Origin of the sequence: Vibrio sp. 10N.247.311.49, assembly GCF_041467655.1 — a bacterium.
Taxonomy (GTDB): Bacteria; Pseudomonadota; Gammaproteobacteria; order Enterobacterales; family Vibrionaceae; genus Vibrio; species Vibrio crassostreae_C.
The window spans coordinates 137,283-158,990 of the sequence record NZ_JBFSVA010000007.1; the positions used below are offsets into that span (position 1 = coordinate 137,283).

28 protein-coding genes are annotated in these 21,708 nt (G+C 43.1%); 4 read left to right on the top strand and 24 right to left on the bottom strand.

The window, feature by feature from the left end; all coding sequences use genetic code 11:
* Nucleotides 1-185: 185 nt before the first annotated feature.
* From AB6E54_RS09620 to artP, 8 genes are all read right to left on the bottom strand, one after another.
* Nucleotides 186-677 carry an ATP-binding protein gene (locus tag AB6E54_RS09620; RefSeq protein ID WP_102333314.1) on the bottom strand — a complete coding sequence of 164 codons (492 nt, stop codon included), beginning with the start codon at nt 675-677 and terminating at the stop codon, nt 186-188.
* Complete coding sequence (locus AB6E54_RS09625) at nt 674-880, bottom strand: hypothetical protein (protein ID WP_102333313.1); 207 nt, start codon at nt 878-880, stop codon at nt 674-676. Before AB6E54_RS09625 ends, AB6E54_RS09620 begins: the two co-directional genes overlap by 4 nt.
* A gap of 643 nt (nt 881-1,523) precedes the next feature.
* Nucleotides 1,524-1,949 carry a hypothetical protein gene (locus AB6E54_RS09630; RefSeq protein ID WP_372058637.1) on the bottom strand — a complete coding sequence of 142 codons (426 nt, stop codon included), beginning with the start codon at nt 1,947-1,949 and terminating at the stop codon, nt 1,524-1,526.
* A gap of 144 nt (nt 1,950-2,093) precedes the next feature.
* Nucleotides 2,094-3,125, bottom strand: coding sequence for a DUF5677 domain-containing protein (locus AB6E54_RS09635; RefSeq protein ID WP_372106276.1), 1,032 nt, complete (start codon nt 3,123-3,125; stop codon nt 2,094-2,096).
* A 311-nt stretch (nt 3,126-3,436) separates the two neighbouring features.
* Nucleotides 3,437-4,105, bottom strand: a complete 669-nt coding sequence (artM, locus tag AB6E54_RS09640) for an arginine ABC transporter permease ArtM (protein WP_017068344.1) — start codon at nt 4,103-4,105, stop codon at nt 3,437-3,439.
* Nucleotides 4,102-4,788: an arginine ABC transporter permease ArtQ gene (gene artQ, locus AB6E54_RS09645; RefSeq protein ID WP_017078229.1), complete on the bottom strand. Its 687-nt coding sequence runs from the start codon at nt 4,786-4,788 to the stop codon at nt 4,102-4,104. Before artQ ends, artM begins: the two co-directional genes overlap by 4 nt.
* Before the next feature lie 3 nt (nt 4,789-4,791).
* Complete coding sequence (locus AB6E54_RS09650; RefSeq protein WP_017070691.1) at nt 4,792-5,523, bottom strand: lysine/arginine/ornithine ABC transporter substrate-binding protein; 732 nt, start codon at nt 5,521-5,523, stop codon at nt 4,792-4,794.
* A gap of 120 nt (nt 5,524-5,643) precedes the next feature.
* A complete protein-coding gene (artP, locus tag AB6E54_RS09655; RefSeq protein ID WP_032545343.1) occupies nt 5,644-6,372 on the bottom strand; it encodes an arginine ABC transporter ATP-binding protein ArtP in 729 nt (242 codons plus the stop codon).
* 548 nt (nt 6,373-6,920) lie between these two features.
* On the opposite strand from artP, the gene AB6E54_RS09660 reads away from it, so the two are divergent.
* Together AB6E54_RS09660 and AB6E54_RS09665 are read left to right on the top strand one after the other, a co-directional pair.
* A complete protein-coding gene (locus AB6E54_RS09660; RefSeq protein WP_372106275.1) occupies nt 6,921-8,744 on the top strand; it encodes an ABC transporter ATP-binding protein/permease in 1,824 nt (607 codons plus the stop codon).
* Nucleotides 8,745-8,893: 149 nt separating this feature from the next.
* The gene (locus tag AB6E54_RS09665; protein WP_017061819.1) at nt 8,894-9,358 is read left to right on the top strand and encodes a thioesterase family protein; all 465 of its coding nucleotides are present in this window, start codon (nt 8,894-8,896) and stop codon (nt 9,356-9,358) included.
* A gap of 187 nt (nt 9,359-9,545) precedes the next feature.
* On the opposite strand, the gene AB6E54_RS09670 is transcribed toward AB6E54_RS09665, so the two are convergent.
* Nucleotides 9,546-11,801 (bottom strand): peptidase U32 family protein, encoded by a 2,256-nt coding sequence (locus AB6E54_RS09670; RefSeq protein ID WP_102333308.1) that lies wholly within the window; start codon nt 11,799-11,801, stop codon nt 9,546-9,548.
* Nucleotides 11,802-11,974: 173 nt separating this feature from the next.
* Between AB6E54_RS09670 and AB6E54_RS09675 the strand changes: the two genes are divergently transcribed.
* Nucleotides 11,975-12,565, top strand: a complete 591-nt coding sequence (locus AB6E54_RS09675) for a glutathione S-transferase (protein WP_240799499.1) — start codon at nt 11,975-11,977, stop codon at nt 12,563-12,565.
* Between the two features lie 223 nt (nt 12,566-12,788).
* On the opposite strand, the gene AB6E54_RS09680 is transcribed toward AB6E54_RS09675, so the two are convergent.
* The 7 genes from AB6E54_RS09680 to AB6E54_RS09710 all read right to left on the bottom strand — a co-directional run bounded on the left by AB6E54_RS09680 (nt 12,789) and on the right by AB6E54_RS09710 (nt 16,650).
* Entirely contained in the window at nt 12,789-13,238 is a 450-nt protein-coding gene (locus AB6E54_RS09680) for a GyrI-like domain-containing protein (RefSeq protein ID WP_102319784.1), read from the bottom strand.
* A gap of 67 nt (nt 13,239-13,305) precedes the next feature.
* Complete coding sequence (locus AB6E54_RS09685) at nt 13,306-13,539, bottom strand: hypothetical protein (RefSeq protein WP_017068340.1); 234 nt, start codon at nt 13,537-13,539, stop codon at nt 13,306-13,308.
* A gap of 8 nt (nt 13,540-13,547) precedes the next feature.
* A complete protein-coding gene (locus AB6E54_RS09690) occupies nt 13,548-13,799 on the bottom strand; it encodes a Rho-binding antiterminator (protein ID WP_017068339.1) in 252 nt (83 codons plus the stop codon).
* 170 nt (nt 13,800-13,969) lie between these two features.
* Nucleotides 13,970-14,602 carry a type B chloramphenicol O-acetyltransferase gene (gene catB / locus AB6E54_RS09695; protein WP_017063920.1) on the bottom strand — a complete coding sequence of 211 codons (633 nt, stop codon included), beginning with the start codon at nt 14,600-14,602 and terminating at the stop codon, nt 13,970-13,972.
* A 93-nt stretch (nt 14,603-14,695) separates the two neighbouring features.
* On the bottom strand, nt 14,696-15,427 hold the full coding sequence (locus AB6E54_RS09700; protein WP_102333306.1) for a glucose 1-dehydrogenase: 732 nt from the start codon (nt 15,425-15,427) through the stop codon (nt 14,696-14,698).
* A 71-nt stretch (nt 15,428-15,498) separates the two neighbouring features.
* Complete coding sequence (locus tag AB6E54_RS09705) at nt 15,499-15,882, bottom strand: nuclear transport factor 2 family protein (protein WP_102333305.1); 384 nt, start codon at nt 15,880-15,882, stop codon at nt 15,499-15,501.
* Between the two features lie 51 nt (nt 15,883-15,933).
* Nucleotides 15,934-16,650 carry an HAD family hydrolase gene (locus tag AB6E54_RS09710; RefSeq protein ID WP_017061811.1) on the bottom strand — a complete coding sequence of 239 codons (717 nt, stop codon included), beginning with the start codon at nt 16,648-16,650 and terminating at the stop codon, nt 15,934-15,936.
* A gap of 255 nt (nt 16,651-16,905) precedes the next feature.
* On the opposite strand from AB6E54_RS09710, the gene AB6E54_RS09715 reads away from it, so the two are divergent.
* On the top strand, nt 16,906-17,238 hold the full coding sequence (locus AB6E54_RS09715; protein WP_017068336.1) for a PBPRA1643 family SWIM/SEC-C metal-binding motif protein: 333 nt from the start codon (nt 16,906-16,908) through the stop codon (nt 17,236-17,238).
* Between the two features lie 112 nt (nt 17,239-17,350).
* Here AB6E54_RS09715 and AB6E54_RS09720 read toward each other — a convergent pair whose 3' ends face one another.
* From AB6E54_RS09720 to AB6E54_RS09755, 8 genes are all read right to left on the bottom strand, one after another.
* Nucleotides 17,351-17,593 carry a hypothetical protein gene (locus tag AB6E54_RS09720; RefSeq protein WP_029235167.1) on the bottom strand — a complete coding sequence of 81 codons (243 nt, stop codon included), beginning with the start codon at nt 17,591-17,593 and terminating at the stop codon, nt 17,351-17,353.
* 132 nt (nt 17,594-17,725) lie between these two features.
* Nucleotides 17,726-18,241, bottom strand: coding sequence for an adenylate kinase (locus AB6E54_RS09725; RefSeq protein WP_065583646.1), 516 nt, complete (start codon nt 18,239-18,241; stop codon nt 17,726-17,728).
* Between the two features lie 259 nt (nt 18,242-18,500).
* Nucleotides 18,501-18,965, bottom strand: coding sequence for a DUF302 domain-containing protein (locus tag AB6E54_RS09730; protein WP_102333304.1), 465 nt, complete (start codon nt 18,963-18,965; stop codon nt 18,501-18,503).
* Nucleotides 18,966-19,146: 181 nt separating this feature from the next.
* Nucleotides 19,147-19,404 (bottom strand): hypothetical protein, encoded by a 258-nt coding sequence (locus AB6E54_RS09735; protein WP_065583644.1) that lies wholly within the window; start codon nt 19,402-19,404, stop codon nt 19,147-19,149.
* 203 nt (nt 19,405-19,607) lie between these two features.
* Nucleotides 19,608-20,189 (bottom strand): HD domain-containing protein, encoded by a 582-nt coding sequence (locus tag AB6E54_RS09740; protein WP_102333303.1) that lies wholly within the window; start codon nt 20,187-20,189, stop codon nt 19,608-19,610.
* Nucleotides 20,190-20,256: 67 nt separating this feature from the next.
* Nucleotides 20,257-20,664 (bottom strand): GNAT family N-acetyltransferase, encoded by a 408-nt coding sequence (locus tag AB6E54_RS09745; RefSeq protein ID WP_102333302.1) that lies wholly within the window; start codon nt 20,662-20,664, stop codon nt 20,257-20,259.
* 75 nt (nt 20,665-20,739) lie between these two features.
* Nucleotides 20,740-21,099, bottom strand: a complete 360-nt coding sequence (locus tag AB6E54_RS09750; RefSeq protein WP_102333301.1) for a histidine kinase — start codon at nt 21,097-21,099, stop codon at nt 20,740-20,742.
* A 150-nt stretch (nt 21,100-21,249) separates the two neighbouring features.
* Nucleotides 21,250-21,666 carry a GNAT family N-acetyltransferase gene (locus tag AB6E54_RS09755; protein ID WP_102333300.1) on the bottom strand — a complete coding sequence of 139 codons (417 nt, stop codon included), beginning with the start codon at nt 21,664-21,666 and terminating at the stop codon, nt 21,250-21,252.
* Nucleotides 21,667-21,708: the final 42 nt, after the last annotated feature.

Here is a 21,708-nt window from a genome sequence, read left to right on the forward strand (position 1 = left end):
CTTAATAGTGGGTTTAGGACAAATTCGATAATCGACAGGAAGAACTAATTACCAAAAATACGGCATGAGAAATGCCCTTGTTACTCTACTATTCGATGGACGACTCAGACTTTCATAAACCCAATGTAACGGAAGACTTAGAACACAAGCTAGATAACAAAAACACCTCTCACCTGCGCGCCTAACTACATACCTTTTTGAGCTTCCTGTTGAACCCAAACAACATTTTCGTTTGAAGTTGGAACCTCAAACCAAGACCAAAACAGATCTAACATTTCAGGTGTCATTTCATAAGACCTACCATTCAGTTCCGAGTTACGGCTGAATGCTCTCTCCTTGCAAGTCTCAAACGGAACATCAAGATAGTGAACTTCGCTGTCCACACCTAGGTTTGATGCCCAGCTTGTAAAAGAATCCCGATCAGACTCACGCCAAAAACCAAAGTCAAAAATCACAGGGACACCCAAAGAAAAGAGCTGCATTGCAGAGTCCTTGAATAAACCTTGTAACGTAGCCAGCCGGCTATCAAAAACCTCACGCTCCATATGCTCGCCATACAAAGGAATCATCCACTCATCGATTGAGAAACGAAAGGCGCCATGCTTTTCTGCAAGCGCTTTCGAGTAAGTCGTCTTACCCGAACCGATAAAGCCACATACGAAATAGATTTTAGTCATGATTCCCCTTTAGCCTCCCTGTTACGCATGATTCTTTCTATTAGAAGTGTACCAATGCTGCTCACTACAAACGTAAAAGCAAACGCCACAATTGGCCGATAGAAATCAAACGTACCATCCGTCATAAAAAAGTACTGATGAATTGCGACACCAAAGCCAATCCCTAATGCCAGCTTCAAGTTCTTGAAAATTCCTTTTTTCATGTTCATTCCCTCGTAGAAAGCAAAACAATGTATAGGTGTGAGTGACGTTACGAACAGATCTTAAATCATTGCGACGTAAACACTGAAATTGAAGTAAGCCGAAAATAACGCCGTTGAGCATCCGTTTTCAGTGCTATGTCAGGCTAATTTTTCCTGACGTTCTTGAGTGCATGTTTGACCTTGTCGTAAATAAAACTAAGAAGTGCACCGACAAAGACAAATAAACCAAGGTCAATCAGAGCAAGTTTAAGACTGAACGGGTCTGAAAACAGGTTATAGGTGAATCCCATTTGCAAACCAATAAATTTAGTTAAAAAAACTGTAGGTATGATCAGAAGTATATTCACGTATTACCTGAAAAATTGACTAAAGAAGTAGAGTTCTAAAGCACATACTACTTTTGCTCATTTCTCAGGCAAGGAAATAGGTCTCGATTTACCCTGAAACGGGGATGCAATATGAATTTCAACACGATGAGTGGTGCGCCCTGTTCAAGGCGGAGTAACGCAATGCCGAAGCAGCCTTATACTTCTTAAATGGCTAATACAAAGGCATAGTTAAAATGCCGTGTGTTGTGAATCACTCTTGAACAGCTCGGATGGATAATAAGCACTCCAATCTAGTAAGATGAGGCTCAGACTTGCTATACGTTACTTCCAAGCTCAGAATTTGGCCTCAACTTATTGCTAAAAACGAACAGGCAACTAACCAAAATGCCTATCTCGAAAAGCTGACATAGAAAAGATGCTGTCTTAAACACCAGACCAGATTCCATCCAGGGCATCGCTATTTCCATTAGCACAGCGGCAAAAACCAAAGCATACCCAACCCATTGATGCCACTTACCTAACATGGGTGAAAAATGATAGAAAGCTAACAAATAGAGCACCGAAAAAAAAGGCATTATAAACCAAGTGAAATATTCAAGAATTTCAACTAACGAGCGACCAACTTCGCCCAAAATCGCCATTAGAATCGGGATAATAAAATTGAGTATCATGTAAAGAAACGGGTAGATAAGAATACCCAAGGTAAGATACCGAACCGACTTTTTAACTCTAGTTTCCACTTGTACTACCTTCTCAAGTTGGAGTAGCGCATGACTCCCAATTAACTTGCTTAGCAATACAAAGATTCAGCATTGTGCCATAAACACTAAAACTGGAGTAAAAGCAAAAATGCCAAGCGTTGGGAATCCCTCTTAAATTGCTTGTTATGAATCAGAATTTCTCGACAACTTGAGAAACTCACTACCAATATCATCTGAATAGCATGTTGCAATTTGCATCATTACAATTGCATCCATTGACGGTCTTAACATAAGTAACGCACTCGTCACTTGAAGTAGACTAATTGCAGTCGCATGAGCAGGGTCAGTCATCCCCGAATTACTCTGCCCCACAACTAATATATCTTCTTCACATTCTTCGAGAGCTAAACGATTTCTTAATCCTTTTGAGCCAGCGTGAATATTTTGGCTTGCCCATTTATAGTAAGGACGTAAGTGCTCAAGACCAACGTCTTTTTCAATTGCACCAAAGCCAACACGATTATGCGCAGGAAACAAATAAGCGGCCCATCCGTAGTGTCCTGAGTAACCTTTTCCGTATTTTTTAATTAGGTCATCGTAGACCTTTTTTACTTCTTGTATTTCTGTGTCTGTTGGTGCTTTTGCTTGAAGTCTGCTTTCATATTTCCGGTGCTCTTTCATGGCATCGTAGGAATCCACAACATCATGAAAGTAAAATCTTTCTGCACACTCTTGACCATGTTTAGCGATAAACAATGCAGTAGCACTCACTTCATGCAACGCCCTCCAGCGTGAATGCGCTGCATCAGGGAAACCATTTTTCATTAAGCATAAAATTTCATTTGCGATGTGGCAGGCTCTCGCATGATGACGAACTAAAAGATCAAATACCAAATCTCCTTGTTCCGCTGCTTGAGGGCGATGTTCAGAGTTTAAGGTTTCACCTGCTTCAGTACAAATCACGATATGAGTTTCTAGAAGATCAAAGCCTGACTTCCACCTGTCAACGTTCCTATCAGCAAATGAATTGTAGTCATACCTGCGATTTGAAAGCATTTCTGGCATCGAACTGGCCAATGATGCACCTATTGCATCTACGAAATCAGGTGTTATATCTGCTATTAGCATTTCTATATCCAAATCTTTAGCTTTATCTGGATTTTCGGCAATCAAATCTTCAATGAACTTCTCGAATTGTTCTTGAATAGTGCTCATAAGTCTCCCTGATTCATAACAGCTATTAGACTGAAAAATTCTGCATTCAAATACAGAATCATTCTATCTAGTTTCATATGCATATTAATTTACCACGATTAATCACAGCAATTCAGTGACTTAAAACATAGATAGACTCATTGAATGACAAAATGCAGAATATTTCTATATAGTATGAATTTCGCAAAAACCCCGCTCTACTAGATATAAAAACAGTACCTCTGCGCATACCCCAAAAACAAAAAAGCCTGCCATTTATGCGAACATAAATGGCAGGCTTTATACGTTAATTAAATTTGTTTGTGGCTAGCTTACGCGGCTTCGAATGCGAGGGCTTTCTTCTCTACTTGGCGGAAGATCAGCGTTAGTATGCCGTTTACTGCTAAGTAGAATGCGCCGGCGATACCAAACACAGTAAGTGTGTCGTAGGTTTGGCCGTTGATACGCTGAGCGTAACCCATCAAATCCATGATGGTGATGGTGCTTGCCAGTGACGTACCTTTGAAAACTAGAATCACTTCGTTCGAGTAAGCTGGAACGGCGCGGCGTAGTGCATATGGCAGTAACACTTTCAGCGTTGCGATTTTGTCCATACCAAGTGCGCGACATGCTTCCCACTGCCCTGCTGGAATGGCGTTGAATGCGCCTCTGAACAGTAGCGTGCTGTATGCCGCGGTGTTCAAAGCTAATGCTAACATTGCGCAGAACCAAGGTTGGCTTAACCAAGTCCACATGAAGCTTTCACGAATCCAATCGAACTGACCCGGGCCGTAATACACCAAGAAGATTTGAACCAACAATGGTGTGCCAGTGAACAGCGTGATGATGCCACGAGTGAACCAGTGAATCGCCGGTATTCTTAGAATTAGCGTTACCGTCATCAGCAGTGACAAGATACAACCAACAAGCAATGAAGCGCCTGTGAGTTGAAGACTGGTCACTAAGCCTTCAAGCATTTGAGAGAGGTATTGTTGATTCATGCCATTGCCCCTTTGTTACCCAAACCTTGAATAGAGAACTTACCATCAATCACTTTTACCAATCTTTGTGTGATTAAAGTGATGACCAAGTAGATTGCTGCTGCTGTCGCGTACCAAGTAAATGCTTCGTGCGTTGCAGCGGATGTTAGTTGTGCTTGTTTCAACAAATCTGTTACGCCAATTAGCGAAACTAATGCAGTGTCTTTCAGTAACACTAACCATTGGTTGGTTAACCCTGGTAGTGCGTGTCTTACCGCTTGAGGTAACACGATACGAAAGAATGAACGTGATTGAGAGATACCAAGCGCGCTTGCTGCTTCTCTCTGCCCTTTGCTTACTGCTTTTAATGCACCACGCAAGGTTTGCGAAGCGTAAGAAGCAAAGATAAGTGACAGTGCAACAACACCAGATAAGAACGGGCTCACTTCTATGAAGTCGCCAGTGATCATGAACAGAACTTGTGTCGAACCAAAGTAGATAAACAGTACGACCAGAATTTCTGGTAAACCACGAACAATCGTCACAAATGCAGTCGTTGGCCATTTGATTGCAATACGACGAGACATCTCACCACTTGCAAACAAAACTGCTAGAACCAATCCAACCAATAGGCTTACGAACGCAAGCTGAACAGTCATCCAGCTTGCTTCGACGAGCCCTAAAGAGTAACCCGTTAATTCCATAAATTACTTACCGAAGTACTTGTTGAAGATCTTGTCGTATTCGCCGTTCGCTTTCACTGCTGCAAGTGCAACGTTAAGCTGGTCTACAAGTTCTTGGTTGCTCTTGTTTACTGCGATACCAAAGCCGTTACCGAAGTACTCTTGGTTTGTTACTTGATCGCCAACGTACGTTAGGTTGTCTTCTTTCTTGAACCATTCTGCTACAACGGCTGTGTCACCGAATACAGAATCGATACGACCGTTTTTCATGTCGATGAATGCATCTTGGTAGCTTGAGTAAGGTACCGCTGTTACGCCAGTCATTTGCTCAAGTAGGAAGCTCTGGTGAGTAGAACCGTTTTGAACGCCAACACGCTTACCTTCTAGTGCTGCTTGGTCTGCGACTTTGCCTTCGAAAGAAATGAATGCTGCAGAGTTATCGTAGTATGCGTTAGAGAAGTTCACTTGTTTAAGACGCGCTTCTGTGATGTCCATTGCCGAGATAGCCGCATCGTAACGTTTGAATTTAAGTGCAGGGATCAAGCTATCGAATGCTTGGTTGTGGAAAGTACACGTTGCTTTCAGCTCTTCACAAAGTGCGTTTGCTAAGTCTACGTCAAAACCCTGAATTTGGTTGTTCTCATCCATGTATTCGAATGGTGCGTACGTTGCTTCCATCGCGAATTTGATTTCTTCTTTAGCCGCTGCGTTAAAAGAAGCAAGGCCGATAAGTGAAGCTAGTAGAATCTTTTTCATTTTGTTACTCCGAATACTGTGTAATAGCGGCCTGTGGCCATTCTTATAATTTGATTGTTTTAATTGATGTTGTGTTTAGCTAGATCTAGTGAGTCAACTTTCTTTTAATAAGTGACTTACTTAATGAGTCAGATACTCGGCAAACTCAGGTGTCTGCGGATTAACGAATGAATCGCTGGTGCCGTGTTCAACGATGTACCCTTTCTCTAGGTACAGAACGTGGCTAGCAATCTTCTTCGCGAAATCGACTTCATGCGTCACGACCACTTGGGTAATGCCCGTTCCGCTCAATTCTTTAATAATGCTCACGACTTGGTTGGTGATCTCAGGATCAAGCGCCGCTGTTGGTTCATCAAACAACAACACATCCGGTTTCATCATCAGCGCACGTGCAATCGCAACACGCTGTTGTTGACCGCCAGACAGTTGAAGTGGCCAAGCGTCTGCTTTGTCGGCAAGTTGAAGTGTCTTTAGGACTTCTTGCGCTTGCTTAATCGCTTCTTGCTTATCCAAACCCGCCACTTTGGTTGGTGCTTCAATCAAGTTTTCCATCACCGTCATGTGTGGCCATAAGTTGTATTGCTGGAACACCATGCCGACTTTACGACGAAGTTTAAGCCCCTGCTTCTCTTGGATTTGGCTTGAAAAATCGAATTGCTCATTCGCAATGTCTAATTCGCCGTTGTCCGCGATTTCAAGCAGGTTCAATACACGCAGTAATGAACTCTTGCCCGCGCCGCTTGGGCCAAGCAATACCAAGGTTTCGCCGCTCTCACAGTCGAAACTGATGTCGTGAAGAACTTGGGTATCACCGTATGATTTGTTGATGCTCTTTACTTGAATACTCATGCCACAATACTGCATTAATTGTCATTTATTGGTTATTCTATTCAATCCGAGGTTTTATGCAAGAAAAATGTATAAAAAACTACTTTGTTGAATTTTTGTAACAAATATTGCACAAAAAACAGTCGCTATAACTGGTCTTACAACCAAAACTCGCAAGCCATTGATAAAGCTAATATCGAGATAAAAAGCAAACGTTTTGCTATCAATTTATAAATCATCGCATGGTTGCTTGTTTATATGTGCACTCTCCTATCAACGCTAATTTACTTGCATAAAAATTAAGGTTAAATAGCTTGGTTCCCTATCCAACTGACTGGATCAAAATGCTTAGTTTTCCTTTAAGGTCGCTTCGAATTATTCACTTAGTGTTGATGAAATATTGGAAATTGAGTTTCCTGGGGAGCGTCACAGCGCAATAAATGCTTTAATGGGTTCTATTCTCAACAACAATTACTTCCCAGCGAACAACGCGCAGTACCGGCAATAAGTCATAAGCAATTAGCAACAAGCCATCTATTTTTAAAGCGACAACACATTAAGGCAGTCATATGCAAAACGATGTCTCTTCTACGCTCGACTCAAACCAGCGACAGACTCAAAAGAATCCCGATGCCAAACCTGAGAAAAAAAGCCTCAGTATTTTGTTTGAGCTGAGTAAATTCATTCAGCCTTATCAAGGTCGTGTTATTGCTGCGTTGATCGCGTTGATCTTCACAGCGAGCTTAACCCTCTCAGTCGGACATGGTATTCGTCTTCTCATCGACCAAGGTTTTAGCCAACAATCACTTTCAGATTTAGGCAGCGCGATTCAGTTCATCATGGTCGTGGTCGTGTTGATTTCGATTGGTACTTTCTTCCGCTTCTACTTGGTTTCTTCTGTTGGGGAACGCGTGAGTGCAGACATTCGCTTATCGGTTTTCAATCATGTCGTGACGCTGCATCCGAGTTACTTCGAAACCAATGGCAGTGGCGACATCATGTCGCGCATTACAACGGATACTACTCTGCTTCAAAGCATCATAGGTTCATCGTTCTCTATGGCGATGCGCAGCGCGTTGATGTGTATTGGTGCAATCATCATGCTGTTTGCCACCAACATTAAGCTGACGTTGATTGTATTGGCCTCGGTGCCATTTATCTTGATCCCGATCCTTGTCTACGGGCGTCGTGTCAGAGCCCTATCTCGTCAAAGTCAGGATTCGATGTCTGATGTGGGTTCTTACGCAGGTGAAGCGATTGAACACATTAAAACGGTGCAAAGCTACAGCCGAGAAGAGCAAGAGAAAGCGTCATTCGCGGTTGAAGTTGAAAAGGCATATGAGATTGGTCGCCAACGTGTAAAACAGCGCGCGATTCTTATCTCTGGCGTTATCGTGATTGTATTTAGTGCTATTGCAGGCATGCTTTGGGTTGGCGGCAGTGATGTTATCAACGGCACTATGTCGGCAGGTGACTTAGCCGCGTTTGTGTTCTACGCAATCATGGTTGCTTCGTCATTAGGTACGATTTCAGAAGTTATGGGCGAACTGCAACGCGCGGCAGGTGCGACCGAGCGCTTAATCGAGATCCTACAAGTTGAAAGCCATATTGTTGCGCCAGTTGCGAACCCAACCTCGCTTGCTAACGTAACGCCAGAAGTAGCATTTGATGATGTGACCTTCTGTTACCCATCAAGACCGGACCAACCCGCAACAAGCAACCTCACGCTCACTGCCCATGAAGGCAAAGTGTTAGCATTGGTTGGCCCGTCTGGCGCAGGTAAAACCACCCTGTTCGAACTGCTGCAACGTTTCTACGACCCACAAGTGGGTAAAGTGACGTTAGGCGGCGTTGAACTCAATCAGTTTGATCCGAACGAGCTGAGAAAGCAGATGGCATTGGTGCCGCAGCAACCTGCTCTGTTCAGTAACGATGTGTTCCATAACATTCGCTACGGCAACCCGCAGGCAACAGACGAGCAAGTGATCGAAGCAGCCAAGAAAGCGCACGCACACGAGTTTATTCAAAACCTACCTGATGGCTACAACAGCTTTCTTGGTGAGCGTGGTGTAAGGCTTTCTGGTGGGCAGAGACAACGTATTGCGATTGCTCGTGCCATCCTAAAAGATCCGAATATTCTATTGTTGGACGAAGCAACCAGCGCACTAGACAGCGAAAGTGAGCACCACGTACAACAAGCGTTAGAAGAGTTAATGCGTGGCAGAACAACGATTATTATCGCCCATCGATTATCAACAATTAAACACGCCGACCAGATTGCAGTGCTCGATAAAGGACAGCTAGTAGACATCGGCGACCACCAGTCTCTCATCAATAGCTGCGAATTGTACCAACGCTTAGTTGAGCTGCAATTCAAACACCTTAGTGCCTAACTATTGAGTGGATGTGCAACTAAGTCACTGACATTGTGTGGTTTCAAGCTTCAAAAACTTAAATCACGCGTGTTGCAGTTTTGTTAATTTAGCGGTAGGGTTTTTATTCCAATAACAACTTATCCCTACATAACAATAAGAGAGTTCGCATGGAAGCACTATTATCTGACTACCCGGTAGTAACAGAAATCCCTGTCGCTTGGGGAGAAATGGACGCACTCAATCACGTTAACAACGCTGTATATTTTCGCTATTTCGAAACCGCTCGCTTAGATTTTTTCAAGCACGTTGAGTTGATGGAAGAGATGGCGATTACCAAAGTTGGCCCTGTTCTTGGTGACACTTACTGTAAGTATTTCCGCCCAGTCACGTATCCAGATACCTTGATGGTTGGCTCACGTGTTACCGATATTCAAGATGATCGGTTCACAATGGAATACGCGATTGTCAGTAAGGCTCAACAGAAACTGACGACCGTTGGCACTGCGACTATCGTGATGTTTGATTTTGCTTCGAACCAGAAAGCCCTGCTCTCGCTGCGCTTAACCAATGAAATCGAAAAGATGAACACGTTGAAAAGCCCATGCTTCAAACAAGAAGCCGTGACAGAATAACGTATTCGTTGGTTGAGAAAGATTCAGAAAGTTTCAGACATTAAAAAGGCCACTCGATTGAGTGGCCTTTTGTTTATTGGTTCAGAGTGCTTATAAGCGGTTGAGCGTTATAAACCTTGAACGCTCTTTGCGTTAGAAGCTATAAGCCTTACAGCCCATAGACATTGAACCCTATAAACCTTGTACGCTATAGACCTTGCACGTACTGAGCATTAGTTCGAACTTCAACCATCTGCTCTAGGTTCTGTTGTGAACCTTCAACGCCGTTCAGTAGCGCTTCGAAATGCTTGATAAGCTCAACTTTGTCTTTCACTTCTTTAGAACCTGCACCGATGTTGGTTAGGTCAATGAAGAACTCGTCGAACAGACCAGAGAAGTCAGTTACTGCGTCGTGGTTCAAGAACTGCTCGTGGTTGTAAATGCTTGGGTAGCCACCCTTCTGTTTATCAACCGCAAAAGAGATGCCTTTCACGTTGGTAATCGTGGTCGCTTTCTCACACTTCAACATACAACCTGCTTCGATGCTTGGCTTGTTACAACCCACGGTTCTTTGGAAGAAACACTGACGGCTGGTCATCATCAAGATTGGGTGGTAAATGCTGTAGAACAGTTTGAAGTTCTCTGGGCGACGAATATGACGAATCTGACCTTTGTTGATCTCGTTCGAAATGAATGCGCCTGCACAGTTCAGCTCTTCTTTCAGAGTAACCAGTGCGTGAGAGTTGGTCGTGTTCATGAACGGGCCTGCAACCCACTCAATACCCATCTCGTAAGCTTTGTAAGCAATACCCGTGTTGTTGGTTACGATGCGAGCTGGCTTGATCTCTTCAAGAATACGAACCGCTTCGTCGTAATCTTTACCGATCAATACCGCTGGGAACCAAGGAATCAAACGTGGGTTTGCTGCCAAGATGTCGATGTACTTGTTACAACGCTTCTTGAAGCTTTCTGGAAGTTTGAAGTAAACATCCGCGTCAGTCACGTCATACAGGTGTAAGTCTTCTACATCGGCGATAAGCATCGACATAGTCGGCTTCTCGTTCACTTTAGGGTGCTGAGGCAGTGCTGGCACTTCAACGTGCTTAATCACTTCCACAGAGCCGTTCAGAATGAAGTCGATCTCGTCTTTTAGGTCTGAAACTTCTTTTAGAGGAATCAACAAGCCTGCATCCACTTCACTGAAGTCGTGGCTTTCTAGCGTGTGAACTGCACTCTTCACGTTTTTGAAGCGCTTCTCAAGTAGCTCTTGAGTAATCGCCTTCTCTTCAACCGCTTTCAATAGCGATTTAGATTGAAGAGTAAAGTTCTCTTTTGGCGTGTTCACAGTCACCGTAAATGGTTGACCCACTTTTGCGCTGAACGACAGTGCTACTGGTGTCTTGCGAATATCAAGGAACTCGATCTTGTCACGCATTTCGTTACCAAGAACGTCTTTCGCTTGGTGAAGTTCGTTGGTCACTTCTTGAATCTGTACAACTGAGATTTCGTTGTTCTGCTCCGTCGCTTTTTCAACAGCGTAGTTCATGCTGTTGTCGCGCGGGTTATCGATGAACATGTCTTTCGTTAGGTTGCCCTTTAGGAAAGAGTTGGTGAAATCACGGTTGAATACTTTGTGTAGGTTCGAATCGTCTTCGATCAACAAACCACTTTCTACAAAGCTATCAATCTGTTTACGCCATGTGTCTACCACAGTGTAAACGTAGTGTGCGCCTTTAATACGGCCTTCTACTTTCAATGAGTCGACTTTCGCATCAACCAATTCAGGTAGGTCGTAGTAAGCTGAGTTATCTTTCAGGTTAAGTGGGAACTTGTTGCCCGCGTTGGTGATTTCGTACTCATCACGACACGCTTGGCTACAACGACCACGGTTACCTGAGTTACCCACACTTACTGAGCTTGAGTAACATTGACCAGAGAATGCGATACACAGAGCGCCGTGTACGAACACTTCGGTTAATACGTCGTGATCGTGTGCCACTTCCGTCAGCATCTTGATTTCAGGCAGGTTCAACTCACGAGACAAGTTAACGCGCGTCGCGCCAATCTTAGACAAGAACTTAATCTGACCTTCGTTGTGCGTAGTTAACTGAGTCGACGCGTGAACGTCTAACGATGGGAAATGCTTCTTAACCAGGTTGAATAAACCCAAGTCTTGAACAATGATGCCGTCCACTTTGGTGTTCACAAGCTGGTTCAGCAGTTTGGTGATGCTCTTAGTCTCGTGCTCCAGTAGCACAACGTTAAGAGTCAGGAACACTTCACAGCCGTATTCATGAGCAAGGCGAATCACACCATTCAATTCGTCTAACGACAGGTTAGAGGCTCTGTTACGAGCGTTGAATGTGTCTAAACCACAATAAACTGCATTAGCACCCGCTACGATGGCGGCTTTTATCGCTTCTACATCGCCACCTGGGGCTAATAACTCAATTTTTCTGCTCATTTTTGAAGTCGCTCACTTACTTATAATTTTTAAGCCGCGTATTCTACCCACATCACGATCTCTTTACCACCGTACAACACTTTTCAAACTAAATGACCTCAATAATGCCGAACGAATCCGATCTACCTATCCTTTATTCTTTACGCCGTTGCCCTTATGCAATGCGCGGACGAATGGGCATCGCACTATCACAGCAAAAAGTGTTACTTCGAGAAATTGTTACCAAAGACAAGCCTAGCGAACTATTGGCCAGTTCGCCAAAAGGAACAGTGCCTGTATTGGTGTTACCCAATGGACAAGTCATTGAACAGAGCTTGGATGTGATGAACTGGTCACTTCAACAAAACGATCCTCAAGATCTTCTGCGTTCAAGCAATCCAACGCTTAGCGAACAAGTTCAGCAGCTCATTAAAACCAACGATGAAGAATTTATTGGTCACTTAGAAAGGTATCGTGCATCGGTTCGTTACCGAAACATCGATGTTGAACAACGCCGACAAGCCTGCGAAACCTTCATTAAGCAGTTAGAAGTGCGACTTACCGATCAGCCCTACTTTTTTGGAGAAAGCCCAAGCTTGGCCGATTTTGCGGTGATGCCTTTTGTCAGCCAGTTTGTGCGGGTCGAAAAGAAGTGGTTTGTGCAATCTGAATACCAAAACGTAGGACGTTGGTTAAGAGCGCACTTGGAAAGTAAGCTCTACACCCAAGTCATGAAGCAATACCCTTTGTGGAATGAAACCAAGCAAGATTGTCTTTTTGGATAACTTAAGAAAATTTTGGGTGACTTAAGGGTATCTAGGGTGATCTAGGGGAATTCTGGAATAGATAATTCCTAGGTATTAAAGTAGTTACGTGACACTTTATCTTCTTTGTAAAGAACAGATATTCAAAGGCTTAACTGGGATTCCGTTGTCTCTTTACCGGTAACGACTGTCTCTTAACTGGCAAACACAGTCTAAGCTAAGCCTTTTGTTCATTTTAACCTGATCACTGAATCGCTATCGAAATCTCGACTTCAGTTTCACCTTTGTATAGTTCAAAATCTGTCGTGTAAGTTCTCACATGTGGGCAGTCAGCAGCGCTGAAATACGCCCACACTTCACCCCATAGGTCGATCACAGCTTGTGGTAATTCACCTTCAGCAGAAAACGTTAAGTATTTACCTGCTTGTATTTCGGTTTCTACAAGCGTATCAACATTCTGATCCGTAAGTGCATTAGTACACGCGATAACATCAAATTCGCCCGTAAAGTCAGACTCGTAGTTAGTGTAAACGCCATACACTTTTGAATCCGGTGTTAATTTCGGAAATGCTTGGTCAAAAAAGCCCTGCCACAATTGCCCTATCTTGGCTCTTGCTGGGTCCATCTCATCGGTATTGGTGGTTCTTACTGAAAAACCATACGCCTTTACGGCTTCTATCGTTTCAACTTTCATTCGTTCTATTCCTAAGCCAATTGACGATCTAACTGTATTGAATCCAATGTTTTATAAGATAACGATGCTAATCTTGTATCTCTTTATGGCCACATTTTTCACAGACAAGGTGACGAGAAAACTCATCCATTGACGCGACAAACGGGCCAAGGAACCAACCTTTTATCATGCCTGCCCAAAACTCACTTCGCTTTTGGTTAGGTTTGTCTGCAAACGCACTCGTCTTTCTGACCAACACAACAACATGTTGTGTCTCTTCTCTGCACGCGGTGCAATAGCATTGTTCTATGGTTCTATTCATTTGAAAGCCTATGACGTTTTGAATGAAACATGCTGAAAGTGAGGGTTGTCGACACAGACATCCAATGTCGCTATTTGAGTTAATACGACAAGTTGTTGCTCGCCTTGAGTACTGACTTTAATGCACTCTTCACGGCTATCATTGCGTTGAGTATCTAATCCGACACATTCAATCTGCTCGCCAGATTTCAGCGTTAATTTGATTGGGTATCGGTGCATACACACAATCTCAATATAATCGTAATCGTTGCAACTAATCATAATACCCTTCCAATTCATCCACCACGCTAATGCGACATGCCATACTATTCAATATCTTTACAATCAATAAGTTACTCGTATCACAATCGCATTGCCATAATCAGATTATTGAGTAATTTGTTAAATTTAATCTCGTTCTCACCATTCACATTTCATCTGTGAACGACAATTTAAGGCTTCAAGAATCCTTTCCAATAATGGTACAAACCACCAATGTCTGAAGAACACATTAGCGACATTGCGCCTTTGATTTGTTCTTCGCTCCATTCCCACCATTTCATTTCTAGCAACTGAGCGATTTCAGTCTCATTGAAACGATAACGGATATGGCGTGCTGGGTTTGAACCGACAATCGAGTATGGCGCGACATCTTTAGTCACAACCGCTCGACTTGCGATGATGGCTCCGTCACCAACCTTAACACCACTCATGATCATGGCTTCTGTACCAATCCACACATCGTTACCAATCACGGTATCACCAGAGCGTTCAAAGCCGTCTATCGCACCTTCAAACTTCTCATCGTCTTGATAGAAAAACGGGAAGGTACTCACCCACTGGTTTTGGTGGCCTTGGTTGCCCGCCATCATAAACACGGCGCCAGAACCAATCGAGCAGTAGCTGCCAATGATCAGCTTATCGATGTCGGTTCTATCCGGTAATAGGTAACGCGCACAGTCATCAAAGCTGTGGTTATGGTAGTAACCCGAGTAATAGCTGTGCTCGCCCACGATGATGTTTGGGTTGGTCACTTGTTCTTTGAGTGACTTTCCAACAAACGGGCTTTCAAAATAGTTTTTCATGGTTGTACTCTTAGTTTCGTTCTTTTAGTTAGGTACTTTTGTTGCGTGTTGATGGTTTTAACTTGTTTATATTAGTGTAAAGGCAAACGTGCCCTATTGACCGCCTGCAATATCAATAAACGAGCCGGTGACATACGAAGCTTCGTCTGATAATAACCACGCGATAGAGTTCGCGACTTCTTCTGGTGTGCCACCTCGTTGTAACGGTAACTGCGAAGCTAGTCTGTCTACGCGATCTGGCTCTCCGCCGTCTGCATGCATCTCAGTATAAATACAACCTGGCCTTACGCCATTCACTCGGATATTGCGTGAAGCTAATTCAAGCGATAAGCCTTTGGTGAGTGAATCCATCGCACCTTTCGATGCTGCGTAATCCACATACTCAAACGGTGCGCCAGTACGAGAAGCGGCAGACGATACATTCACAATCGAACCCGCGCCATCGGCTTGTTTGATAAAGGCTTTACTGCACAGAAAGCAGCTTGATACGTTGGATTTCATCACCTTTTCAAAGCGATCCAATTCAATATCAACCAATGGTGACTGGGTAAACAAGATCCCGGCATTATTGACCAAGTGCGTCACTGGACCTAGCTTATTACGAGCAATCTCAAATAAAGATTTCACATCCGATTCAACAGACACATCCGCACGCACGCTTATCGCGGTTCCGCCTTGTTCACGAATCTCGTCTACTAGATCTTCAGCTCGCGACTCATTGTGTATGAAGTTAACGCATACAGCATAGCCTTTACTGGCCAACAATTTAGACGTTGCTGCGCCAATGCCTCGGCTTCCGCCGGTTACAACCACTACCTTGCTCAATGAAACCTCCTAATGTTTACTTATTCTGTGCAACCTGATTGTTCGTGACAAACTGATCGTATCGATACAAACTAATTGTTCGATACGATCTGAACCCACTGCGATCGCCACGCCGGCGCTTCGAATGGGTCTGGCCAAAACTCAGTTTGCTTTTGAATTAAACCGTCAACCACCGTGTGAAAGGTGATCACTCGGTCTTTCAACACACTGTCAGTGACCGAAACGTCCGTGACTACCGTATCACCTTCACAGACAATCGAATTGAGCGTGAATTCCCAAACACCATTGGCTGGGTATTCAGTATTGATTGCAGTGAAGTTGTCGCGCCCTAACGTCAATTCAGACGACTGCGGCCAATAGCCTTCAAAATCTGCGGTTAGCCATTCACCTGCCTTTGCAAAATCATTACTGCGCATTGAATCCCAAAATCCCAATACCACTTGTTTTGGTGTCATTATTCTTCCTTAAAGTTATTTACGTGTGGTGATTTTTAAATGTCGGCTTCGTTATGCGTACTTGCTAATGATCGTTAAAAGATCATCGACACTGTTAGCAATGTAATCGGGCTTGGTTTGCCAATTTTCAGGTTTCGATCGGCTATAACCTGCTGCAACGGCAATCACTTTTGCGTTTTTACCCAGCGCGGCTTCAATATTGCGAGCAAACTGTGTGTCCGCTTCATGGTCACCGATGTACATCAAACAAAGCTCGTTAGTCGGATCGGCGCCAAATATGTTCTCGACACATTTCACACCACCAAATGGATGGGGTTTTTGGTTACCGTTCGAGACATCGTCATAGCCCACGACCGATTTAAACAAATCACCAATGCCATAACTGTCGAGCACACCACGAATATTCAATTGAGAGTTTTGAGAGCAGATCCCATGTGGAAGATGAGCAAACTGATTAACCACGGTTTCCATTCCTTCAAACAAGGCAACGGCTGTTTGGTTTTTCTCTTGATGCTCTGCCCACATTCCACCAGCGATCAACATTTCATCGTGTGATAAACCGTAATAATCGACATATAAGGCTTGCCAGTTTTTAGCCCCGTGGTTGGCTTCATGATAAAGCGCTTCGCTGAGCAAATATTTAGGTAAGTTATCACCTGACAAGTGTGGCGCGACTAAAGAGATAATATCTTTTGTGATTGCGATATTCTTTGGAACGGAATTGACTATGGTTCCATCGTAATCCCACAGGATGGCATCTAACTTCATACACTATCTCTTTGTTTCGATTAGTAATTTGAATTTATCATTCATAAGCCTATTTAGGGCAATTTTATTGTCTTGAATTTCGAAATTTGTCGAATAGAAGCAAAGCTAGAGAACAAACCGTTACTAGCAAACAAAAACCAAACAGTGTTTGCTCACATCACTGCTTTATCAATTGCAATATATGCGTATAATCCCCGCTCCATTGCGCTATCGCCGTTAAAAATAGCGCCATTCAACATTTTTAATGAGTACCCAATGTCGAAACTATTTTTCAAAGGCCGTATCGAAACAAGACAGAACCACGTTCTTGCTGGCTACAACGTAAACCGCGATGTGAAAGCGGGTACTGAAGAATCTCCAATCGCAGTAATGGTTCAAACTGAAGCGCGCAAAGCAGAAGTTGAAGCACTAGCCGCTGAAAATACTATCTTCGTTACTGTTACAGTCGACGCAGACAAAGAAGAGAACACCATCGAGCTTGATACTCTACTGAACAAGCCAAAAACGATGACGTTTGAAAAGACCCCTAACCGTAACGATCCGTGTTCTTGCGGCAGCGGTAAAAAATACAAGAAGTGTTGTGCATAAGGCTTCTCACTCAAACTGCCAATAGCACGATGAGTTAAGTAATATCTAACGGGAAGATCATTGAGGTCTTCCCGTTTTTATTTGCCTAAGCCAAACTCACAAACTCACAAACTCAGTCGAGGTTGTCTGGTGTATTCAGATATGTTCCACATTGGGTACATTTGTAATCACCTGTCGCGCCCGAACCTGTAACACCAAAAGATAGAAACTCCGATAAAATTCGTTGGAGTAAGCTCGGTTCTTTATCTTCAGCTTGTGGTGCCTTTTGCACTTGGCTACTGAACATCGTGTACCTATGCAGTGTAAGTTCCTTACAGTTACAGCAGAACGCTCTCGTCTTCTCACTTCCATACATAATATCTATCGCCTTAACTCAAAGCACAAATTCAACACATGGCAAATATGCCACATGTTGAGTTAAATCTATATATTTTCATGAAGTTATGAGCAAATTAAAGCGTTTCAAAGAAAGGTAAGCTCTCGACTGTTAAGTGACGTGTTGATGAACAAAGTTATTCAATTCAGTCACGCTTCTGATGATGTAAACCTCTTTCTCTTTAGCACGCAATTCTAACTGCGCTTTAAAGTCGTCATTCCAAAATTTAGGACACAGTTTTAGTGTCTTATAACTTTGTATCGTGCCTTTTATAACTGAACTTCCATCAGGCCAGCCTTCAGGTTTAACGAATAGACCTTTGAGCATTCGCTTGGTTACAAACCAGTAGCTAATTGAATAAGGAAGGTCGATATAAACCAAGGTATCAGCTGCATCTAAACGTGTGTTGAACGATCCTAGAGGGCCAAAACCATCGATGATCCAGCTTTCTGACTTAAGTATGCTCTCATGAGCCTGCTCGAATACTTCACGTTCAACAAACTCTCCGTTGGCCTTATAAACAATAGAATCTAACTGGTGAAGCTCTATCCCTGTAGCTAGTGCTAACGCCTTGCTGATTGTGGATTTTCCACTCCCAGGCTTGCCAAAAACCGCGATCTTTTTCATATGACTTCCTCTATTCAGATAAAACCCATAAGACAGCGACAAAAAACCCACCTTACGGGTGGGTTCGATAAACAAAGCGCATCAACAATCCCACCATTCCTATGGAATGATGATAATTCGTTGGTTAGATGGCGCTAAATTCAGTTTCATAAAACTACTTTTATATACTGTTGCTTAGTTGTCAACACAATGACTAATGGGCGATATCATCGTCATATCGCACCCATTAATAGTCTTAATGAGTGCTTATTCGTCTTGGTTATTTTGCTTTCTTTTTCGTCACTGTCGCTTCTGATAGCTTGCTTAGTACACCCGATACTTTCTTAACGACCTCGTCACAGCCATTGATCGCGTGACGCTCTACCAAGTAATTAGGATCGTTGTAAGACAACCATACTTTCTTATTAGAATCCTCAGTGACTAACACCTTCTGCGGTAAATCTATCGCGACTTCTTGAGCACATTGCATTAATGGTGTCCCTACTTTCGGGTTACCAAAGATGATGACTTCCGTTGGTCTCAATTCAAGATCGACCTTACTCGCGTTTTTCTGATGGTCGATTCTCGCAAACAAGGTCAAACCTTTGCTCTTGGCGATTTCTTCAAAGCGGTCAGCGGTCTCTTTCACTGAATAATTACTTTGGTATTTAATCAAACCATCAGAAGCCGCAGCTGAAAATGATGCCGAGAGTAAAATGGCGCATAGTGGTAGTAATTTTTTCATCGTCACCTCTGAGATTTAACCTAATCAAACTTACATTCATAGCGCCACTTCCAAATTCAGCGACGTAACCCATGTCAGTATAGACGCGATTCCATTCTCAGTTTGCAGAGAGGATCACTTTTCTAATGCGTCTTATTATCATCAGTTTAGGTGGAGATTTTTTCAAAAGTTAAACACACGATCAGTGCCACGACTTAGTCCCACATTTCTCACATTGGTATTCGTAATCACTGTCTACATAAAAACCGGGAACATTATGGTCACCTTTAAACAATAACGTCATCAGGTATTCCATCAACACGCCTAACTTCCATTGTTTCTTTTCAGATTCAGCGTCCGCTTTAGATTCAGCATCGGAAGCGCTAACAGCAAGGTGCGGGGTAAGTGCGTCGCACTGCTCACAGTGATAAGGGTGTTTAATATACTTATTATCAAGCATTTATATAAGCCAACTGATATTTATAAATTTGATACATACTAACAACTTATCACTCGGTTCTCGAACTTATTGTTGTCCACTAGAGTTTTATTAGAAAGAAATGAGACACAAGGTAAGTGCCATGCATCTTGAATCAGTTACCATCGAGATCTCCCTCATTGAGCCGCTAAAGCTATACTTACGCTAAGGTATGAAATTAGCTTTTACTTTAATAACCCTTTGTCTGCAGCGCCTTCAAGTTGTACTTCTAGTTCTTTCCATAGAGCACGACTGCCTTTAGAAATACGCTCGCCATTGAAGGTCAGTACTTTGTCTTTAGATACGTTGTGCTTCTTCCAGCTGTGACCACCACCATGGATGTTATGAAGCAAAGGCGGCACTCTATCGATCGCCTTACCAAATCTGGCTTCTGGTGACTCACCTGCTTCGAACTCAAGCCATAAATCCAAATACTCGATTCTTGAATGGCTCGGTAATGATTTCAGCAAGCGCTCAACGCAGTTTCTCTCTTTGAGCTTGTTTTCTGCGGTTTCACTGGCATAAATGATGGTGTCTCCGGCATCGATTTCCCCAAGATCATGAATCAGCAGCATCTTCATTACTCGCGTAATATCGATTTCTTCATTGGCATAGTCTTTCAACATGAGTGCGCTCAAACAGACGTGCCAACTGTGCTCAGCGGAGTTTTCATATCGATCCAATCCAACCGGTTTTGTCTGTCGATGAACATCCTTTAATTGTTCAATCTCGACCATGAATTGCAGAATGCCTTTGATTTCTTCCACGATGAGCTTCCTTAACTTAAGTTGATGATTTATCGGAGCTGAGAGTTAACTTAGCGACAAAGAAGCGTTACTCCCAATGAACCGACATTTTGTAATACGCAACACCCGATTTTTCAAATTCAGAGCCTTCTACAGCCATCCCAAACTTTTGATAAAAACCTAAAGCCGTTGTGCGCGCATCGCACCAAAAATATTGGATGTTTGATTCTTTGAGGTTAGAGATGGCATGATCAATCACGTTTGAACCGATTCCCTGCCCTTGGAATTCAGGCAGCGTGGCAAACTTTCTCAGCCTCGCTTCATTGCCTTGGATATAGATAGACGCGACACAAACCAACTGCTCACCAACAAACGCGCCGTAATGCGTTGCTTGTTCGTCATCTGGCACCATACAAAATGACATCGGTTTATCAGGCCAAAGCACTTGATGCCTAACCGGAAGTACCTCCGTCGCTGAAAGCTGTTTTATTTCCATATTATCTCCAATGTTCAGAAGCCTACGTAAGTATGCAAGCTTGAAATGAAGCAAATCCTTTTCAACATTAATTTACTATTGAGTAGTCTTGGCATACATTTCACAAACGACTTCGACGTTTAGAAAATTACTTGTGCGCCAAAAAGGCTGGCGTTCAAAACCTCGAGTTGCATTTCTTTGTTTGTAGCCATCCGGATTGCGACCAAAATAAGATGTTAACCTTGCCGTCATATCATTTTCGAGCGAAATTCCGCTAATCGAAATATCGTAACCGCCCTGACATGGAGATACCCATACCCTCCCATTAGCCCCACTCAAACTAATATTCTTTGTTGTTATTTGTTGCTGATGTAGAACCAAAGAAACTGGCAAACGTTTATTTAAATCAGACACTATTCTATTCATTAGGGCATAAAGAACTTCAACTTGATTCATTCGGGACCTCTAGTAACGACTAAACATTGAAACAGAATTGGATGACGCTACCATTTGAAATTATCTATTGCACCGTAAACAAAGAACTCAAATTTGATTTTTCAATACTTAGAGCTAAGTTGTAGCTCACATCCTAACTTTAGATATCAGCTATCTGTATTCCATTAAATGATAACGCTCTAATCCCTCTCCTTTTGTGAATGAGATAACAAAACCTTGCGACTGGTAAAAGCCAATAGCATGTTCATTGGCAGTCAAACACTTCAAAGTCAGATCAGTGTAATGTTGTTTGCAGGTATTGAGTAAAGCAGAGCCTACTCCAGAACGTAGCGTTCGCGGGCACACATAGAGGTGATGGATGAAACTCTCAGGTTCCCAAACAGAGGCAAAACCTAAAACCTTGTCGCCAGAAACAGCCACCCATATCTGCTCACCTTCTGTATCTAATTCGAAATCGGATAACTCAAAAGCGTCGGCATCAGCCCAATGAAAGGTGTCCTGTCTTGATTCTAGATAGAGCGCCTGTAAAGCGGTTAAATACTTGGGTTGATACCTTGTGACTTCCATGTCGCTCCTGCCTATCCGTATGACCAGAATTAAGGTTGTTGA

What these genes read in the sequence shown, in the direction of transcription:
- AB6E54_RS09620 (WP_102333314.1), bottom strand. Translation starts at nt 677, where the DNA reads ATGACTAAAATCTATTTCGTATGTGGCTTTATCGGTTCGGGTAAGACG.
- AB6E54_RS09625 (WP_102333313.1), bottom strand. Translation starts at nt 880, where the DNA reads ATGAAAAAAGGAATTTTCAAGAACTTGAAGCTGGCATTAGGGATTGGC.
- AB6E54_RS09635 (WP_372106276.1), bottom strand. Translation starts at nt 3,125, where the DNA reads ATGAGCACTATTCAAGAACAATTCGAGAAGTTCATTGAAGATTTGATT.
- artM (WP_017068344.1), bottom strand. Translation starts at nt 4,105, where the DNA reads ATGAATCAACAATACCTCTCTCAAATGCTTGAAGGCTTAGTGACCAGT.
- artQ (WP_017078229.1), bottom strand. Translation starts at nt 4,788, where the DNA reads ATGGAATTAACGGGTTACTCTTTAGGGCTCGTCGAAGCAAGCTGGATG.
- AB6E54_RS09650 (WP_017070691.1), bottom strand. Translation starts at nt 5,523, where the DNA reads ATGAAAAAGATTCTACTAGCTTCACTTATCGGCCTTGCTTCTTTTAAC.
- artP (WP_032545343.1), bottom strand. Translation starts at nt 6,372, where the DNA reads ATGAGTATTCAAGTAAAGAGCATCAACAAATCATACGGTGATACCCAA.
- AB6E54_RS09660 (WP_372106275.1), top strand. Translation starts at nt 6,921, where the DNA reads ATGCAAAACGATGTCTCTTCTACGCTCGACTCAAACCAGCGACAGACT.
- AB6E54_RS09665 (WP_017061819.1), top strand. Translation starts at nt 8,894, where the DNA reads ATGGAAGCACTATTATCTGACTACCCGGTAGTAACAGAAATCCCTGTC.
- AB6E54_RS09670 (WP_102333308.1), bottom strand. Translation starts at nt 11,801, where the DNA reads ATGAGCAGAAAAATTGAGTTATTAGCCCCAGGTGGCGATGTAGAAGCG.
- AB6E54_RS09675 (WP_240799499.1), top strand. Translation starts at nt 11,975, where the DNA reads ATGGGCATCGCACTATCACAGCAAAAAGTGTTACTTCGAGAAATTGTT.
- AB6E54_RS09680 (WP_102319784.1), bottom strand. Translation starts at nt 13,238, where the DNA reads ATGAAAGTTGAAACGATAGAAGCCGTAAAGGCGTATGGTTTTTCAGTA.
- AB6E54_RS09685 (WP_017068340.1), bottom strand. Translation starts at nt 13,539, where the DNA reads ATGAATAGAACCATAGAACAATGCTATTGCACCGCGTGCAGAGAAGAG.
- AB6E54_RS09690 (WP_017068339.1), bottom strand. Translation starts at nt 13,799, where the DNA reads ATGATTAGTTGCAACGATTACGATTATATTGAGATTGTGTGTATGCAC.
- catB (WP_017063920.1), bottom strand. Translation starts at nt 14,602, where the DNA reads ATGAAAAACTATTTTGAAAGCCCGTTTGTTGGAAAGTCACTCAAAGAA.
- AB6E54_RS09705 (WP_102333305.1), bottom strand. Translation starts at nt 15,882, where the DNA reads ATGACACCAAAACAAGTGGTATTGGGATTTTGGGATTCAATGCGCAGT.
- AB6E54_RS09710 (WP_017061811.1), bottom strand. Translation starts at nt 16,650, where the DNA reads ATGAAGTTAGATGCCATCCTGTGGGATTACGATGGAACCATAGTCAAT.
- AB6E54_RS09715 (WP_017068336.1), top strand. Translation starts at nt 16,906, where the DNA reads ATGTCGAAACTATTTTTCAAAGGCCGTATCGAAACAAGACAGAACCAC.
- AB6E54_RS09720 (WP_029235167.1), bottom strand. Translation starts at nt 17,593, where the DNA reads ATGTATGGAAGTGAGAAGACGAGAGCGTTCTGCTGTAACTGTAAGGAA.
- AB6E54_RS09725 (WP_065583646.1), bottom strand. Translation starts at nt 18,241, where the DNA reads ATGAAAAAGATCGCGGTTTTTGGCAAGCCTGGGAGTGGAAAATCCACA.
- AB6E54_RS09730 (WP_102333304.1), bottom strand. Translation starts at nt 18,965, where the DNA reads ATGAAAAAATTACTACCACTATGCGCCATTTTACTCTCGGCATCATTT.
- AB6E54_RS09735 (WP_065583644.1), bottom strand. Translation starts at nt 19,404, where the DNA reads ATGCTTGATAATAAGTATATTAAACACCCTTATCACTGTGAGCAGTGC.
- AB6E54_RS09745 (WP_102333302.1), bottom strand. Translation starts at nt 20,664, where the DNA reads ATGGAAATAAAACAGCTTTCAGCGACGGAGGTACTTCCGGTTAGGCAT.
- AB6E54_RS09750 (WP_102333301.1), bottom strand. Translation starts at nt 21,099, where the DNA reads ATGAATCAAGTTGAAGTTCTTTATGCCCTAATGAATAGAATAGTGTCT.
- AB6E54_RS09755 (WP_102333300.1), bottom strand. Translation starts at nt 21,666, where the DNA reads ATGGAAGTCACAAGGTATCAACCCAAGTATTTAACCGCTTTACAGGCG.